This is a genomic window from bacterium, from assembly GCA_016708025.1.
Lineage (GTDB): Bacteria > Zixibacteria > MSB-5A5 > GN15 > FEB-12 > FEB-12.
In genome coordinates, this window is record JADJGQ010000002.1 from 315,922 (window position 1) to 331,324 (window position 15,403).

At 54.5% G+C, this 15,403-nt stretch carries 11 protein-coding genes; all 11 read left to right on the forward strand.

Annotated elements, in window-relative coordinates; all coding sequences use genetic code 11:
• Positions 1–18 precede the first annotated feature (18 nt).
• Complete coding sequence (locus IPH75_07630; GenBank protein ID MBK7141934.1) at positions 19–411, forward strand: response regulator; 393 nt, start codon at positions 19–21, stop codon at positions 409–411.
• 19 nt (positions 412–430) lie between these two features.
• Positions 431–1,057 (forward strand): response regulator, encoded by a 627-nt coding sequence (locus IPH75_07635; GenBank protein MBK7141935.1) that lies wholly within the window; start codon positions 431–433, stop codon positions 1,055–1,057.
• A 452-nt stretch (positions 1,058–1,509) separates the two neighbouring features.
• A complete protein-coding gene (locus tag IPH75_07640) occupies positions 1,510–2,616 on the forward strand; it encodes a SpoIIE family protein phosphatase (protein MBK7141936.1) in 1,107 nt (368 codons plus the stop codon).
• The gene (locus tag IPH75_07645; GenBank protein MBK7141937.1) at positions 2,613–3,059 is read left to right on the forward strand and encodes an ATP-binding protein; all 447 of its coding nucleotides are present in this window, start codon (positions 2,613–2,615) and stop codon (positions 3,057–3,059) included. The genes IPH75_07640 and IPH75_07645 overlap by 4 nt, the downstream gene beginning before the upstream one ends.
• Positions 3,056–3,391 (forward strand): STAS domain-containing protein, encoded by a 336-nt coding sequence (locus IPH75_07650; protein MBK7141938.1) that lies wholly within the window; start codon positions 3,056–3,058, stop codon positions 3,389–3,391. The genes IPH75_07645 and IPH75_07650 overlap by 4 nt, the downstream gene beginning before the upstream one ends.
• The gene (locus IPH75_07655) at positions 3,381–6,545 is read left to right on the forward strand and encodes a chemotaxis protein CheW (protein ID MBK7141939.1); all 3,165 of its coding nucleotides are present in this window, start codon (positions 3,381–3,383) and stop codon (positions 6,543–6,545) included. Before IPH75_07650 ends, IPH75_07655 begins: the two co-directional genes overlap by 11 nt.
• A gap of 61 nt (positions 6,546–6,606) precedes the next feature.
• Entirely contained in the window at positions 6,607–8,298 is a 1,692-nt protein-coding gene (locus IPH75_07660; GenBank protein MBK7141940.1) for a methyl-accepting chemotaxis protein, read from the forward strand.
• 62 nt (positions 8,299–8,360) lie between these two features.
• Positions 8,361–8,819, forward strand: a complete 459-nt coding sequence (locus tag IPH75_07665; GenBank protein MBK7141941.1) for a chemotaxis protein CheW — start codon at positions 8,361–8,363, stop codon at positions 8,817–8,819.
• Positions 8,820–8,862: 43 nt separating this feature from the next.
• Positions 8,863–10,005 carry a chemotaxis response regulator protein-glutamate methylesterase gene (locus IPH75_07670; protein ID MBK7141942.1) on the forward strand — a complete coding sequence of 381 codons (1,143 nt, stop codon included), beginning with the start codon at positions 8,863–8,865 and terminating at the stop codon, positions 10,003–10,005.
• Positions 10,002–10,841, forward strand: coding sequence for a protein-glutamate O-methyltransferase CheR (locus IPH75_07675; GenBank protein ID MBK7141943.1), 840 nt, complete (start codon positions 10,002–10,004; stop codon positions 10,839–10,841). Before IPH75_07670 ends, IPH75_07675 begins: the two co-directional genes overlap by 4 nt.
• Positions 10,842–11,133: 292 nt before the next feature.
• Positions 11,134–15,393, forward strand: a complete 4,260-nt coding sequence (locus tag IPH75_07680; GenBank protein ID MBK7141944.1) for a hypothetical protein — start codon at positions 11,134–11,136, stop codon at positions 15,391–15,393.
• The last annotated feature ends 10 nt before the right edge of the window (positions 15,394–15,403 follow it).

A 15,403-nucleotide genomic window follows, 5' to 3' on the forward strand; every position in this document is an offset into this window, starting at 1 on the left:
TGAAGCAAGGAGTTGTTGATGAAAACCCTGATCGTCGAAGATGATTTCTCCAGTCGAATACTTTTGCAGGAACTGCTCAAGGAATTCGGCTCTCCGCACGTTGCGGCCAATGGAAGAGAAGCGGTCGATGCCGTGATCGCCGCCCTGGAATCGAATGATCATTACGACCTGATCTGCCTGGATATCATGATGCCGGAAATGGACGGCCTTCATGCCCTGGAAGAGATCAGACATCTGGAAGAGGAGATCCCGGGAAATACCAAGGGAGCGGCCAAGATCGTGATGACCACTGCGCTCGACGAGCTCAAGTACGTAAGCGCGGCTTACAACAAACTGTGTGATGCCTACGTCACCAAACCTATCGACAAGGCCAAATTGCTCGAAGAGCTGAAGAGTCTCAAATTGTCGTAGTGACCACAGGGGAGGAGATATGCGAATCCTGGTAGTTGATGACGATCCTACCTCAAGATCAATGCTGTCCGCCATGCTCCGGAAAGCCGGGCATGAATCTATCGAGGTAGGCAATGGAGCCGATGCACTGGATATTCTGCGGCAGCAGGATGCTCCCAGGGTGGCGATCCTCGATTGGATGATGCCGGTGATGGACGGCCTCGAAGTGATCCGTCGAATTCGCGAACATCAATCTGACATTCCGTGCTATATCCTGATGCTCACTTCGCGGGATGAGAAAGCCGACATCCTGGAAGCACTCAGCACCGGGGCCAATGATTATCTGACTAAACCATTCGATATCTGTGAACTTCGCGCCCGTGTAGAAGCTGGCTGTCGAACAGTCACCTTACAGGAAACTTTGCTGGGCAAGATCAACGAACTCCATGCCGCACTTGAACAAATTCAGACCCTACGCGGCATTATCCCCGTCTGCGCCAATTGCAAACAAGTCAGAGATGACCAGGGATACTGGCACCGGGTGGAAGAGTATATTACTCAACATTCCGAAGCTGAGTGCCGTCACGGACTCTGTCCGAACTGTGTCGATATTCTCTATTCCGACTATCTCAAAGCAGAGATAGAAGTAGCAAGCGAACCCACCTAGTATCTGTCCGACGAATACGGTTCAGAGTATGGCGGACTCCCTGCTCCTGTGTCGTTCCAGATTGCACAGTTTCGAGTCAATTGAAACAACTTGGAATAGTAGTTAGCATCGATAGTTGAATCTATACTTAATACTACATTTTTTATCCGCATTCTTTCTTCCGCATCTGCCAAAGTACGCTGATTCCCCCCTGCTGATTCGCCCTAAACGATTGGGTAATAGAGTCGCTTGCCGATAATAAAATGAGTAAACACAAAGGCAGAAATACGCGTAAAAAGGGGCTTGGTCACGACATCCGCCGTATTCAATCAGTTGATTGCCGCCCAACGTGTTCCGACACACTCGATAAATCGAGCGACTGTCCGGTTCCGTATCGCGATACATCCTGTCTCTAATGATGTTGCGACAGGGCTCACTGCCCATATCACATTCTCAAGGGGAGAAGAAGAGTGATGAGTCGGGTTCACAAATCGTTACTGATTCTGGTAGTCGATGACGACTTAACGACCACGAGAGTCCTGGTTGGACTACTCCGTGCCGCCGGATTTGAGACGATCACCGCACATTCCAAAGCTGAGGCCGAAGCACGCGCGCTCAATAGCCCGATATCTCTGATCCTATTGGACGTGCATCTTCCGGACGGGGATAGTTTTGATCTCTGCGAAAAGCTGACCAAGTTACTCGATGCACCGATCCTTTTCATTTCAGCGAACGATGATGTTACCACCAAGGTAAAGGGATTTGCCGCGGGCGGTGTCGACTATATCACCAAGCCGCTCGCCAGTGCTGAAGTACTCGCGCGTGTGAGAACTCACCTGCGTCTCCGCGCCGCATACGAATCACTCTCCGAACTGCAGGCGGCCCGTCTCCAAACATTGGCAACTTCGCAACAGCACATGATGCCCCAGCCGGCGGATATTCCCGAAGCGGGCTTCGAGGCCTGTGTCCGTCAAGTCCTCACCGCCGGTGGTGATTTCTACGATGTCATTCCGGTCGGAAACCAGATCACTGATTTTGTGGTGGCCGATGCTGCCGGACATGACCTCGGGACCTCCCTGTGGACTGCCTCGTTCAAAACGCTGTTAAGCGAATACGGCTCGATCCTGCATGCACCGCTCGACATATGCCGCATGATCAATACCTCGCTCATGCGGGTACTGCCGGGGAATACATACTTCTCCGTCATTTACGCCCGATTGAATCGAACCTCACACAAGCTGACGCTGGTCAATGCCGGACATCCATCCGCTTTGCTCGTCTCCGGTGATTCGCACGAAACAAAGGTACTCGAGCAAGATGGTGATCTGATCGGTGTTTTCTCCGATGCCACTTTTGGGCAATTGGAAATATCGGTCAAGCCAAGTGACAGGCTCTATTTCTACTCAGATGGTTTGATTGAGGCCGCCGGCTCGCGAGAGATCGGGCTGGAGCGATTGACCGATGCCTGCCGATCAACTGTGCACATGCCGCTGAAAGAAGCGGTCACCAGCGTGGTGAATTCGATGCGGCTCATCGCCGCGCCGGAAGATGATGTCGTGTTGTTGGGGGTCACGGTATGAATATCACCGTCAATTCGGTCCATACACAGTTTCCTGGTTTCAGCAGTATGGTCCCGTCGTCTCTCGAAGAGGTTGAGTCCGTCTGTTCCCGGACAAGGCAGTTGTTGTCAAACGAGGGGCTAGCTGAAAACATCTTCGCGGTGGACCTGCTCCTAAGGGAGTTTCTGAATAACGCCATAGTACACGGCCATCATCAGGATCGTAACAAGCGCGTTCGCGTGACTGTACAACTGCGCCGCAAGTGGATCGTCCTCAGAATAACCGACCAGGGCGAAGGTTTCGACTGGCGCTCCGCCAAGCGGGAAATACCGGGACCAGAGGCAACCTCCGGTCGCGGACTGGCGATCGCCACAAACTATGCAAACCGTATCCAGTTCAACGATAACGGTTCTCAAGCCACGATATGGATCAAGAAGTCATATAGTAAGGAGAGCACGCAATGAGTGAGTATCACGTGGTAAAAGAGGGGAAAGTCGCGCGGGTGGAATTGCACCAGCGATTGACCGCACTGGACGTTCCTTCTCTTCAGCCCGCCCTGAAAGAAGCGATCGTCGATGGTGCTCGCGAGGTCGTTTTCGATCTGGGCCGCACAGTTTCCCTCGATTCAACCGGGATCGGCCTGCTGATCGCCACTAACAATTCACTGGCCTCCGCCCAGGGGTCGGTCCGCCTGATCAATGTGTCGACAGATATTCTCCGGCTGCTTCGCAGTATGCGGCTGGTCGAACGGCTGCATGCGACACCTGCCGAGGAGAAAGTGGCTCATGTCCAATAACATTGTCGACGACAGCTTGCTCCGGGACTTTATCAACGAGTCTCGTGAGCACCTGGCGACCATCGAGTCGGATCTGCTCCTCGTTGAAGAAAGCGGCGCCGACATCGATGATGCACTGGTCAACAAGGTCTTTCGCGCCGCCCACTCCATAAAAGGGGGCAGTAGCTTCTTTGGCTTGAACAATGTCAAAGAGCTTTCCCATCGCGCCGAGACCATACTTGACATGGTTCGCTCGCGCAAGATGGTCCCCAATGCCGAAGTGACCAACGTCCTGCTGGCCGCATTCGATCAGCTTCGTGAGATGATCAATCATATTGACACCAGCGACCAGCTCGATATCTCCGATCTGCTCGTCAGTCTCACCGGGCTGGCTTCATCCTATCTTCCGGCCGAACAGAAAAACTCACTCTACGCTGAGGCAACACTGGAAACCCCGGACGGCAAACGGCAGGTGAAGTTGCCGCAGACCGATATCGAAAAAGCGCAGCGTACCGGCCAGTACATCTATTGGATCGATTGCGACCTGGTGCATGATATCGAACGGAAAGGCCAGAATATCCTTTCGGTTTTCAATACGATCACCGCAACCAGTGAGATCCTTGATTGCGAAGTCGACTACACCGCCGTGGGAGATCTGGACGGAGCGATCGGGAATCGAGTACCGCTTCGTCTGATCGTAGCTACCGTTCTGGAGCCGGATCTGGTGGGCGGGATATTTGACACCATTCCGCAGGAACGCATCCATATGATCTTTGATCCGCAAGGAGCACAGCAAGCTCCGGTGATGACCGACACGCGGGTCATGCATGAAACAGCGGATGAAGCTCCGGTCGAGCAGATGGCGGCACCCGTCCGTGCGACAGTGACGGAAGCATCGATCGCAAAAACTCAGACGGTCAAATCAAGCGACTCAAACGGCCAGTCTGCATCGAGCGATGAAACGCTCCGTGTGAATGTCAAATTGCTGGAAAGCCTGATGAATCTCGCGGGCGAACTGGTCCTGAGCCGCAATCAACTTCGCGCGGCTGTCGCTCAGGACAATCGCAAATTGCTTGCCTCGGCCGATCAGCGGGTCAATCAGGTGACCTCCGAACTTCAGGATGTCATCATGCAAACCCGCCTCCAGCCGATCGGCAATGTATTCGCCAAATTTCCGCGAGTTGTTCGTGACCTCTCCCGGTCGCTCGGAAAAGAAATACAACTCGACATGGAGGGGAACGATGTCGCCCTGGATAAGACCCTGATCGAAGGGTTGTCGGACCCATTGACGCACATGGTGCGCAATGCGGTCGATCACGGGATAGAGACCACCGACGAACGCATTCGCTCAGGCAAAAAGCCGACAGGGATCGTGCGTATCGAGGCTCGACATGAAGCCGGCCAGGTTGTGGTGGAGATCTCCGACGACGGCAAAGGGATCGACTCAGAACGGGTTGCCGATTCAGCCGTCAAAAAAGGTCTGATCACAGCAGAGAAGGTTCAGGGAATGTCGGAGAGAGACAAACAGATGCTGATCTTCCTCCCCGGTCTTTCAACCGCCGCCAAGGTATCCGATGTCTCCGGCCGTGGTGTCGGAATGGATGTGGTCAAAACCAATCTGGACCGTCTCGGTGGACAAGTCGAGATCCTGTCGACGATCGGCAAGGGTTCGACCTTCCGGATCAAACTCCCCCTGACGCTGGCGATCATCCCATCGCTCATCGTCTCCGAACGTGAAGAACGCTTTGCCATCCCGCAGACGAATATCGAAGAGCTATTGCGTTTACGAGCCGACGAGGTGAAGAACCGCATTGAGATAGTAGGAGATTCCGAAGTTCTTCTCCTGCGCGATCGCCTGCTACCGCTGGCCCGTCTTGCCGATGTGATCGGCGCGCTGCCGGTCTACGAAGATCAGGAATCGGGGCAGCAGGAAATAGATCGACGGACCAAACTCAAAGACAGGCGGACGATCCGTTTCACCCAACATGGTGCAGACGATACGCGACGCGAGTCATTGGAACTGCGCCAACCAGGCGACCGCCGTCAGTCGACGACCTCGGCGATCGAGATCGCCATCGTTACGACCGGGACAATGTCCTATGGCCTGGTGGTTGGATCATTCCACGACACCGAAGAAGTCGTGGTCAAGCCGCTGGGAAGTCGGCTGAAGCATCTGCGCGAGTATTCCGGCGCCACAATTCTGGGCGATGGTTCTGTTGCCCTGATCCTGGATTCCGCCGGGCTGGCTGACAAAGCCGGGTTGACCTCGGTTTCCGGAACTTCCCGGGCCGTAGAGATCGCTGCAGAGGCTGAAGCTCAGCGTCTGCAGGATGTTCACTCGCTCTTGCTCTTCCACAATGGACCATCTACACCGTGCGCGGTTCCTCTCGATCTGGTACATCGTATTGAGCATATCTCACCAGCACAGGTGGAAAATCTGGGCAATCACCGCACCATGCAGTACCGCGGCAATTCATTACCGCTGGTTACTCTTTCCGATGCTGCCGCTGTCAATTCAGTGGAAGGAGAGGAAGATCTGGTGGTGCTGGTCTTTAATGTCAATGGGCATGAAGTCGGTCTGCTTGGAAGCATGCCGGTCGACGTGGACGAGGCAAAAATCGTCATCGACCAGGTAACTCATCGCCAGCGTGGCATTGCCGGTTCGGCGATCCTCCATGGCGAAACAACGCTGATAGCCGACCTTTACGAATTGGTCGACACGGTGCATCCCGAATGGGCAGCGGCCCGTGAAGAGATGCGGATCGCCGCCAGCGCGCCGGATGCGGCAGTGACCACTATCCTGCTGGCTGAGGATTCTGATTTCTTCCGCGCCCAGGTCAAAAAGTACCTCGAGGAAGACGGATTCCGCGTTTTGGCCGCACCCGATGGCGAGGCCGCCTGGGAACTGCTGGATGCCAATACGGATACGGTCAGTATTGTCGTTACCGATGTTGAAATGCCGCGCCTGACCGGATTCGGTCTGGCCGCGCGAATTCGGGCCGACCAGCGGACTTCGCACCTCCCCGTTATCGCTGTCACGTCGTTGGCAGGCGAAGAGGACATGGCCCGCGGCCGCGAGGCAGGGGTAACGGAATATCATGTCAAACTGGATAGAGACAAACTGCTCACAAGTGTGCACGCCTATGCCAACGGAACGGCGATAGCCGCGATTTGACGAGCAGGGAGCTGTAAGGTAGAAAAAGCAACAATTCAAACGACGATACAGGAGCACGAAAATGAGTATTGCCAACATGACTATTGCCAAGAAGCTGCTGGCCGGCTTTGCCGTAGTCGCATGCATCACCCTGGGGCTGGGCCTTTTTGGCTACTATGGCGCCATCAAGACGGACGAAGCCATTGAAGAATTGGGAGTCGTTCGACTCCCCTCGGTGGAGAGTCTGCTCGAAATGCACCTTGCATTGGAGACGATCAACGCCATCGAGGAAGAGCTTTTCACCAGCAATGTATCAGACGCGACCCGTTCTGAATGCAAACTGGAATACGCTGCTGCCAAACAGCAGTTGGAAAAGAATTGGAAGATATACGAACCGCTGCCGCAGACTAAAGAAGAAGCGATTGAATGGAAGAAATTCGTACCGCTGTATGAGTCATATTGGCGCCAGCACGAAGAGTATATTGAGATGGCATTCAACCGCTCAAACAATAGCAGAATTTCCGATGCAAAATTCGCCGCAGCCATGGATGCGGTGGATAAGTCGGAACAGCCAGTTCATCAGAGTGTGGAACGACTAGTTGAAATCAACATGTTTGTAGCGGATTCGACCTGGAAAGCCTCAGAAGTACTGGCCAACAATCTTAAGGCCGGCAACTTGACCGCAGCCATTGTCGGATTGGTCCTTGCCATGTTTTTGGGTTGGATGCTGAGCCGTGCGATCGTAAAGCCGATCCGCCGCGTGGCAGACATGCTCCGTGACATTTCCGAGGGAGAAGGCGACCTGACAAAGCGAATCCCGGTGACCAGCAAAGATGAGGTAGGTGAACTTGCCACATACTTCAATAAATTTGTCGAGAAACTCCAGGGAGTGATCGGGCATATCGCAGGCAACGCCCATACGGTTGCATCGGCCGCGTCGCAACTCTCAGCGATCAGTGCCCAGACTTCCCAGAATGTGATGTCGATGCACGAACGGACCTCCACGGTTGCCGCGGCCGCAGAAGAGTCCAGCGCCAACACGACCTCTGTCGCCACCAGCATGGAACAGGCGACCGGCAACCTCGCTTCCGTCGCCACGGCGACCGAGGAGATGACCGCAACGATCGGCGAGATCGCTTCGAATTCTGAAAAGGCTCGCGCAATCAGTTCAGAGGCCGGATCTCGCGCGGCAGAGATCTCCTCGCTGATGCAGCAACTCGGCATCGCCGCCAAAGAGATCGGAAAAGTGACCGAGACCATTACAGAGATCTCCTCGCAGACGAACCTGCTGGCATTAAACGCCACTATCGAAGCCGCCCGTGCAGGAGCCGCCGGTAAGGGATTTGCGGTCGTGGCCAACGAGATCAAAGAGCTGGCCAAGCAGACAGCGGCCGCAACCGAAGATATCAAAGCAAAGATCGATGGTGTCCAGGGTTCGGCCGGCAGCGCGATCGCTGATATCGAACGGATCACCGGCGTGATCTCTGAAGTAAGCCAGTTGGTAGCCGGTATTGCCACCGCTATCGAAGAACAGGCGGCGGTGACCAAGGATGTGGCCACCCACGTGGCTGAGGCTTCAGTCGGCGTCCGCGATGCCAGTGAGCGCGTAGCCCAGACAGCCGCGGTTTCGATGTCGATGGCACAGGATATCGCCGGTGTCAGCTCAGCGACATCGGAAATTCGGTCAGGTGGAGAGCAGGTGCAGTCAAGCGCGGCAGAATTGTCACGCCTGTCTGAGCAGCTTCGAGGAATGGTCGAGCAGTTCAAGATCTGAACCTGAACCAGTTTGCGGGTGTGTGGAATGTGTCCGGCATCCGATTGAGGAGAAGCAGAACAATGCGCTATGACGACGAGTCCAACGATGGGTTGCTGGTCACCGGCTTCATGCTGGGAAAGGCAACATTTGGTGTGGACGCGCGATTGGTCCAGGAAGTAGTCAAGGTCGGCGATGTTACGCGAGTGCATGATGCGCCGACCGGCGTGATCGGGATACGCAATCTGCGGGGACGGATAGTCACCGTACTCGATATGGCGGTCCATCTGAATCTGGGCTGCGTCGAACCCGGTCCGGAAACTCGCATGCTGATCATGGAATATCAGGGTGAATCATACGGTTTCCTGGTAGATGCCGTGACGGACGCGATCGCTCTCGAAGAGGACCGAATCGCCAGTCCGCCGGCCAGCATGGACGGAGCGCTGCGTGAGCGGGTCCGTGGTGTCTGGCGGGAGGGAGACAAGCTAACCACGATCATTGACGCAGATGCGCTCTTCCGCTGGGAAGATGTCGCTCGATGAACCATCTAATGGCAAACCTATCTGGCCATAGGAGCAGGCACGCGTGAGAGTATTTGTTGCAGATGATGCCATCTTGTTTCGACGGGTGATGTCCGAGGTCCTGGCGACTCTTCCGGATGTTGAGGTGATCGGACAGGCACAGAACGGGAAACTGGCGCTTCAAAAGGTGCGCGAGTTAAAACCTGATCTGCTGACGCTCGACATGGAAATGCCGGAGATGGATGGCCTCGCAGTGCTTGATGCTATCAAGACACTCGAGGCGCCACCGCTGGTCATTGTGGTCAGTGCTCTGACCATGCAGGGTGGACGCTTAACCCTCCAGGCCCTGCAGAAGGGTGCGTTTGACTTTATCACCAAGCCGGAAGGATTGACCGCCGAGCAGAGTCGCGAGATCCTACGGAACGAATTGGCCCCGCGCATCAAGGCCATCTCCCTTCGTCTGGGAGTGCGTGGCATTCTTCGGCGAACACCGGTAAGTGTGCCTGCCATAGGCAGTGCAGTTACGCCGCCCGCACCATCAGGTGCTCCGACCTCTCCTTCTCAAGTGAAGCGCGTCAGCGTTTCGACCGTGGAGAATAAACCGTTTGCCGGCAAAGTGACCAAGCCGGGAATAGTACTGATCGGCGTCTCGACCGGAGGGCCAAATGCGTTGTCCGCGCTGATACCGAACATTCCAGGAAACCTGTCAGCTCCCATCTTGATCGTCCAGCACATGCCGCCGCTGTTCACACAGTCGCTCGCAGAGATGCTTCGCAATAAAAGCTCACTGCAGATCCACGAAGCAAAGGATGGGATGGTGCTCGAGCCGCGCACGGTTTACATCGCACCTGGCGGTCGCCAGATGCGGCTCGCTCCTGGAATGAAAGGCGTGAAGACCATCCAGATCACGGATGATCCACCGGAAAACAACTGCAAGCCGGCGGTTGACTACCTCTTCCGATCGGTGGCCAATCACTTCCCTGGTCAGGCGATGGCAGTGATTTTGACCGGCATGGGGAGCGACGGGACACTTGGGCTTCGCCTGCTCAAACGAAATGGCTGTTTCACCATCGCTCAGGATGAAGCATCCTGCGTCGTATACGGAATGCCGCGTGCCGCGGTCGAGGCCGGTGTGGTGGATGTGGTATTGCCACTTGATTCCATTGCCGGTCGGATCACATCGGTGGTACAGGGAGGAGGCGCATGAGCACTCCGGCACTGACCAACGAAGAATTGACCGCCTGGAGCAAGAGTATCCATGAATTCTGCGGTGTCTATCTGGATACAACCAAAGGTTACCTGATCGAAACCCGCCTGGGCGGACTGATGCGAGAGACCGGCTCGGGTGGTTGGTCTGAGTTGCTGTACAAGGTCAAAGGTGACGGATCAAGCAAGTTGAAGACCCGTGTCATCAACGCCATCACCACGAATGAAACATCGTTCTTCCGGGACACCGCTCCCTTTGAACTGCTCAAACATAAGATCTTCCCGGACTTGATCGATCGACGCAAACGAGCCGGCATGAAACTGGTACCGATCCGCGTCCTGAGTGCTGCCTGTTCAACCGGACAGGAAGCATACAGCACGGTGATCGTACTCAAAGAAATGCTGGGAGACTTTGCCGGGTACGATATTCGAATTCTGGGGATCGACATATCTGACGATGCGGTTGCCAAGGCGAGTTATGCTCACTTCAATCGACTCGAACTGGACCGCGGAATGTCCCCCGACAAACTGAATCGCTTTTTCGAGCCAGTTGGTGGGCAGTGGAAAGTACGGGACGAGTTGCGGGCGACAACAACCTTTCGTCGCGCCAATTTGCTGGAACCGATCGCATCGCCTGCCCCATTCGATCTCATTTTTTGCCGGAATGTCGCCATCTACTTTACAGAACCGGACAAGATCCGGCTTTTCAAAAACCTTGGCAAAGTGTTGGCCCGCGATGGTGCGCTGATCATCGGCTCCACTGAATCGATCAGCGGACTCTGTCCCGAATTCGAGCCCAAACGCTACCTCAGATCTGTCTTCTATCAGTTCAAATAGTGGCCCGGTGTGGAAGTACCACATGCAGCTCGCCTCATCCCGACTTTCTAAACCGAAGGGCAATGATAACCACATTCCCGGCATCTAATCTGGAAGCCGAGTGTCCAGATTTTTCTTGCGCATTGTGGACTATTTTTGTATATTATTCAAGCGCTGGGGAATTCGATATGGCTCGATCGCCAATCAAACGAATCAGTTTTCCTACCGGTGCTTGAGGTCTGATGTCCGACGGGGTGATTCCTGGGGCCACTTCAATTGTCGTCTGCCCCTCGTCCACAGACTATCGCCTTTGATGATCCTTGATAAATTTCGAATAGAATCTGTTATCGGCGGCAAACGCTCGGGCATTCTCATTGTATGCTGCATTCTGATCCTGGGATTGTGCGGTGGTTCATCCACGCATGGTCAGGATTGGTCTGTCAATATTTTCATGCAGCCGTTTCCCTCGCCTTACTTAAGCGACTTTGAACGAAATCCCACCAACGGCTCCCTCTCAATCACCAACAATAGCGGCAGTGCGGCCGAGATCATTGTTTCATTGACCGTGGCCAGGACGCAAAGTGGCGTCATTGCTCACGGCCAAAGCAATCCAATGTCCGCACCTGCCGGTTCCACCATTCAGCTAAACTCCGATCGATTTATCGACTGGGGTTCTGTCTCCTATGATGGGAGTTATCGAGATGAGGTCTTACGCACTGGTAGACTTCCCGAGGGGGACTATTCTGCATGTGTGGAGATATACAATATTAACGGGAGCCTGTTAGCCGCGGCAGTGTGCGCGTCATTCACTATTGTATATCCATCTCCTCCATCGCTCGTTTTCCCGCTCGATGGCGACACCCTCTCGTCAAATTTCCCGCTCTTTACCTGGACGCCGCTTAGCGTCCCCCCAGGATATCAACTTCAGTACATCTTGAGAATTGCCGAAGTGTTTGAAGGTCAGACTACGCACCAGGCACTGTTGGCGAATATTCCTCAATACGAAAATGACCTGCTGATGAGTTCGAGCTTTCAGTATCCAATGGATGCCTTTCCACTGGAGGAAGGAAAGCGCTACGCCTGGCAGGTGCAGGCAGTTGATCAGAACGGATTCCCGCCCTCGGTGAATCAGGGGAGAAGTGAGATCTGGTCGTTTGTCATGAGGAGTTCATCAGATTCTTCTTCGACAACAGCGCCACTTCTCGTGGAGATCGTGCCCGATGCGACCGGGCCAATGAGCGACTTCAGCACTTCGTCTTTTGAAAGTGTTTCCGGTCGACTGGAGACTTATAACAGGTACGGCGGTACCGTTCAGATCCCTATGAATGACGCAGCAGGGGGGACCACCTTTGACAAGGTCATCCTGAAGGCCGCCGCACACGGCATATTCATAGACAAAGATAAGAAGTCGGTCGCTATCAAAGGTGAGTGGACCAAATCGGGTCGGACCTATGAAGTGATGTTCACCGCCTTCTGGGGGTCCGAACATGATCCCCGCCAGAAAAGCCTGACGCTGAAAGGCCCACTTCTTTCGCGGGTCTTTCCTGACGCCCTCAGCGGACTTGCCGAAGAGTATCTGATTTTCGGCACGACGGAATTTGATCTGAAAGTAGCCGATCTCCCTGACCAGGCGAGCGATTTTTTCGGAACCGCGGATGAGATCGAACTCAAGCAGGGGCTCAATTTCCTGGGGAAATTCGATCTGCACCGCACGCCCAACCTCGCGGATGTCATGTCCAAGCTTGGTGTCGAAGAGCCGCATACGGAACTCCGAGGATATATCAGCCGCGATGTCAACTTTGCCTTCTCAACCGGCGACAAACCGAGTCGAGAGATCGCCTGGGAGATCGCCCTGATCGGCGCTCTTCCTATTACCCGCTCATTGGTCAGTTGGATGCCGGAAGCCGATGCTGAACTGGAGATCAGTTGGGAACGGGAGAAGTCCACCAAGCCGGGGCCCGATTCGCTTGAGAAAAAGCTCAGTCTCAAAGTAGGGCTGATCTCCAAGGTGACTTTTCCGTTTCTCAGGAGTGCCGCACGGCTGTCTGATACGATCGAGGTAACCGGCGCTATCGCTCTCGAATTCGAATCGGCCGGCAAACCCGATGTCATTGCATCATTCGAATTCGATGATATCATTAATTTCCCGAAATTCGAGAATGTGTTTAAGTTCCACGACCCCAAGCTGGAGTGGAACATCTCGAAGAGTGAAGTCACGATCGGCGGAGAATTCGATTTCGGCAAATTCGAAAAGGCCGGGACTATTGAAGTCGAATTCTCGAAAAAGGACTCAGTTGTCGCAGCCAAGCCGGATTCAACCAGTCTGCAGACCTCGACCAACTCCACAACCGGCTCTCCGGGGTCTGCTGCTACCACGACCGGAACCCCCGCATTGCCATCCAAGGTAAACCTTGCCGCCATGATGAATAAGGAGAGGCCGGAGCCAATGACGGGTGGCAAGTCGGCCAATAAGCGAGAAGTCAAAGTGACTGCGAAGTTCGCGCAATCGGCGCTGCGTTCGCTCACCCCGTGGAATCTCATTCGCACCGGGCTCAATTTGGCGGATAATCTCGATCTGCAGGGGCCGGACTTTCTGCAAAACCTGCCATCACTCAACGAACTTGCCATGTCCTTTAGTCCCGGTGAAGCCTCGTCCATGGTTCTCCGAGGAAAGGTCGACTATCAGAGTTCATCTACCGACATTATCGCCACGCGGGCGGAATCATCCGGCAAAAAGGGTTTCATGCTCGGACTCAAACCGGAAAACTGGTCGATCACCAAGTACTTCCCCGATTTCACTATGCCGGGTCTCGACAATCTGGACCTCTCAAATGTCGCCCTGGTCGTTAGCAATATCGAAGGGATCATGCCATCGTCCGAATTGGGTGAGGAGGAGCTGGCATTCTACGCGGCTGCTTATGGGACTGACAACTTTACGACCGTCATAAAACCGGGGCTGAATCTCATCGCCGCAATCCCCGGAGAGAAGCTGGTGAGTGACGGACCACTCCTTCCAATCATGAACAAGCTCGGAGTAGAGCGCGGGACTGTACTTCTCCAGGGGAGTCTGGGGAGATACCCGAAAGACATTTACCTCCTCGCAGAATTTCCGGCCATGCAGCCGGAAGGGGCACCGGAATGGTTCAAGTCTGGACAAATTGCTCTCGAATTTACCGGATTGCCGTCAGTAGGTCTGGTCGGTGCGCTGAATGTCGCGATTGAAGATGATATCGTCTCATTCCTGGTGAAGACCAAGGCCGGTCGCGATGGGTTAATACTCTCGGGAGGAATGATATCTGAAGAGGGCTGGGACTCGCCATTTGGAATTGACTGGCTGATACTGAATCGCGTCATGCTTCTGCTGGGAGTTACACCAACCGGCAGCGTGCAGCTCGGATTTAATGCCGACATGGTGGTTGGCACAAAGGACATCGATGTTGCGATCCTGGTGGCGCTCAATGCGGCCACCGGCGTACCTACGAATTTCATGTTCGATGGCCAGAGCGATGCCGGGTTTGGCGTATCGGATATAGTGGATCTGCAGACGAAGATGGTCGCAAAATCGGGTAGACCGGGCATACCAGTTGACAATCTGCCGCCACTTGGCCTTAAGAATGCAAAACTCAAGTTCGCACCCAAAGATGCGCCCGAACTTGGTATATCGCGTGGAATGACACTGGGCGGATTACTCTATCTGGAAAGCGGCTCCGGAGTCAATGAGATCGCGGATGCGCTGTTGGATGTCAGCACGGAAGGGGTTATCGGGAAAGGGAGTGTGGCTGCATTTGAGTTTGGACCGCTGAAACTTGAGGAAGCCGCTGTCGACCTAGCTCTAACAAGAGAAGCGCAGCACTGCATTGTCGCCGGAAAGGCAAATCTCGGGTTCATGAGCTCGTTCGTTGACCTGAATATCTCAAAGACTACCGCTTCATTTGAAACCGAGACTCAGATATTCGACGCTTTCAAGGCCAATCTGAGCGCAAATGCCGCACTGAATCTGACCAAACCGGAGTTCCTGGTACAAGCCAAACTACAGAACGACTTCAACGGCAAGATCGCCAAAGAACTCAGCAGCGCGATTCTCAGTGTCGTGGCGGACAGAAAAAATGCCGCGATCGCGGCAAGTGAGGCGGCGACCCAAAAGTGGCAGGCCGCAGTGAATGCCAAAGAGAGAGCGCGAGAAGCTTGGGCTAACACGCCGCTATTCCCCCGCGCTGAAAAGGTTGCCAAGCGACGGCAGTGGACGATTGCCATTGCAAATGCGACGAAGCGCAATGCCGAACGAGTGATCGCAGAAGGAGCGGCAAAACGCTGGACTTTGGCCTATGAGGTTGCCTCGAAGGCCCAGCAGACCACTTCCTCCGGCGGCATGATCGTGGTGAATCGTGCCGATTTCGCCGCCAATCTGGCGGATTTGAAGGGGGGAGCGGTCAAGCAGATGCACCTGAATCTGACTTTCCGCGAGCAGACGTTTGACTTGAACTTAGCTGGGTGGAATTTTAAGGATATTCCGAAGAGTCTCAGGGAAGCGACCCAAACACTGGCCAACCAGATCATGGCCTCAGTTCAATAGCGGGAGCGGT

Excerpts from the sequence above, each read along its gene's own strand:
- IPH75_07630 (MBK7141934.1), top strand. The coding sequence starts at position 19 with ATGAAAACCCTGATCGTCGAAGATGATTTCTCCAGTCGAATACTTTTG.
- IPH75_07665 (MBK7141941.1), top strand. The coding sequence starts at position 8,361 with ATGCGCTATGACGACGAGTCCAACGATGGGTTGCTGGTCACCGGCTTC.
- IPH75_07640 (MBK7141936.1), top strand. The coding sequence starts at position 1,510 with ATGAGTCGGGTTCACAAATCGTTACTGATTCTGGTAGTCGATGACGAC.
- IPH75_07675 (MBK7141943.1), top strand. The coding sequence starts at position 10,002 with ATGAGCACTCCGGCACTGACCAACGAAGAATTGACCGCCTGGAGCAAG.
- IPH75_07645 (MBK7141937.1), top strand. The coding sequence starts at position 2,613 with ATGAATATCACCGTCAATTCGGTCCATACACAGTTTCCTGGTTTCAGC.
- IPH75_07650 (MBK7141938.1), top strand. The coding sequence starts at position 3,056 with ATGAGTGAGTATCACGTGGTAAAAGAGGGGAAAGTCGCGCGGGTGGAA.
- IPH75_07680 (MBK7141944.1), top strand. The coding sequence starts at position 11,134 with ATGATCCTTGATAAATTTCGAATAGAATCTGTTATCGGCGGCAAACGC.
- IPH75_07660 (MBK7141940.1), top strand. The coding sequence starts at position 6,607 with ATGAGTATTGCCAACATGACTATTGCCAAGAAGCTGCTGGCCGGCTTT.
- IPH75_07655 (MBK7141939.1), top strand. The coding sequence starts at position 3,381 with ATGTCCAATAACATTGTCGACGACAGCTTGCTCCGGGACTTTATCAAC.
- IPH75_07635 (MBK7141935.1), top strand. The coding sequence starts at position 431 with ATGCGAATCCTGGTAGTTGATGACGATCCTACCTCAAGATCAATGCTG.